The organism is Pseudanabaena cinerea FACHB-1277, from assembly GCF_014696345.1.
GTDB classification, from domain to species: domain Bacteria; phylum Cyanobacteriota; class Cyanobacteriia; order Pseudanabaenales; family Pseudanabaenaceae; genus Pseudanabaena; species Pseudanabaena cinerea.
Window position 1 is genome coordinate 1 of the sequence record NZ_JACJPY010000173.1, and the last position, 2,203, is coordinate 2,203.

A 2,203-nucleotide genomic window follows, 5' to 3' on the forward strand; every position below is an offset into this window, starting at 1 on the left:
TCGAAGTGGGACTTTCTTGGGCACAGTTGTTTTCTATTCAATATGTCTTCTGACTGACTCCATATATACCTTTCGTATCCTCACTTGGCGGAACCACTGCCATTTAATCCTCAACCCCAAATAATTAAAGGCGGCACTTCGTGCCGCCTTTAATTATTTGAGATTGATTTCCTAACTTTAGTTTAGACTAATAGGCAGTTACAGCGAATTTCGATCAAACCCGCCACGGTAGTGATCTAAAAGTAGTGAAAAGGCTCAAACGATAGATACAACGTGATTATGGGGATTAAGCACAAACTGACGACCACAATCTTTACATTGACGTTTAGGTTTACCATTATTGAGTAGAACCATTCTTCATGGTGTGATAAGAACCACAACGAGGACAAGGTGGTTTTAAGTCAGGATTGTCAGCTATCTGTTTTTGTTCTGGTTCTTGATTTTGCTGAGACAGATCCAAAAGAAGAAAGAGTGCAGCGAGAATTATTTTTATAAAAAATAGAAATGCAAACTTATTTTTGGGAATTGCGTAGAAAATTGATGTCACATAAAAATCGAGATTACTATTCCCAACTTTAGCATTTCAGTGATCGCCTATTTTGTAGAGAGATTAGAGATCGCGCTGTAGGGGCAGAGCATTACTGCCACAATTTATAAATCGGTAATGCTCTGCCTAGACCTTCGCAAACCACAAACAACCCCCAAACCGTAGGGATAAATTATCGGTAATAGCGAAGAGGGTAGAACATTGGCGTATAGAGATTTCGGTGGTAATTTATGAATTGTGGCGCAAATGCTCTAGCATTTATGAATAAAATTGCTTTTTGCTAAAATAAAAACCTCTAATGCTGTTACTTTCTATGCAAGCAGCCATCACCCTAAACTTACCAGCCGATGTCAGAGATTCACTCGAAGATTGCAAATATTACGCGAAAAAATGCTTAAACAAGCTGAGCTGCAAGGTGGCTTGACTGACGAAGACATCTTTGAAATGGTGTCGTGAGAATAGTCCTTTCTAGGGCGATTTTGGTTGAATTTTCATGATTTACCCATTAACTTCAATCATGTCACTGGCATGATAGGAACTTCGCACGAGAGCGCCCGATCGCACATGGGCAAAGCCAATATTCTTGGCGATCGCTCCTAATTCATCAAATTCATCGGGTGTCCAATATTTCTGCACAGGTAAATGCTCAAGGGATGGACGCAAATACTGCCCAATGGTTAGGGAACTGCACCCGATCGCTAATAGATCCTGCATTGCCTCAGTTAATTCTGCCACCGTTTCACCATGCCCCACCATCAAGCCAGACTTGGTAATAATACTTGGATTAACCTCTTTGACCATAGCCAATACAGAGAGCGATCGCTCATACTTTGCGCCGCGCCGCACCTTACCCTGTAAGCGCCGCACTGTCTCAATATTGTGGTTATAGCAAACAGGCATAGCCTCAGCGACCATTGCCACCCAACGGCGATCGCCGCGAAAATCTGGGGTTAGCACCTCAATCTTGGCATGGGGACGCGCTTGGCGAATGGCGGCGATCGTCTCCACAAATACCGATGCCCCCTGATCCGCCAAATCATCCCTTGCCACCGAAGTTAGCACCACATAATCCAGCCCCAATAAATTCACCGCCTCAGCCACTTTACGGGGTTCATCGGGATCTAAGGGCATGGGCTGATGCCCCTTATCCACTTGGCAAAAGCCACAGGCACGGGTGCAGGTTGGTCCCATTAATAAAAAAGTGGCTGTCTTTTGGGCATAGCATTCTGCCCGATTAGGACAGCGCCCCTCTTCACAAATGGTATGAATGCCGCGTTGTTTAATTATTTGCTGAACTTCAGAAATTTGATCGGCTTTGCCAATCTGCGGGCGCAACCAACTCGGTAAACGTAATTCTTCTTTAGCAGGCATATAGCTTTAGCTGTAACTAGTCAGTCCTTACAGTATATCTTTCACAATCTTTTACTGTAATTAATATCAGTTCGGGCTAAGCTGGAAATTATTTCCTAGTTTTTGGCATTCGGATTAAGCCATTAGAACATTACCAAAAACTTTTGCATCTGGGATCATCTTCTTTGACTTGTTTAGAAATTAGTTTATTATTTAGTTTATTATTTGGGGGTTAGTAACCTTGTGATACAGCCTGTCGCCTTTGGGGACGAGACACCGCACATCGTACTGCATGGAGCCGAAGGT

The 2,203-nt window shown here is 43.3% G+C and carries 1 protein-coding gene; it reads right to left on the reverse strand.

The window, feature by feature from the left end:
* Positions 1–1,045 precede the first annotated feature (1,045 nt).
* Complete coding sequence (gene lipA / locus H6F44_RS22650) at positions 1,046–1,918, reverse strand: lipoyl synthase (RefSeq protein WP_190353343.1); 873 nt, start codon at positions 1,916–1,918, stop codon at positions 1,046–1,048.
* Between the last annotated feature and the right edge of the window lie 285 nt (positions 1,919–2,203).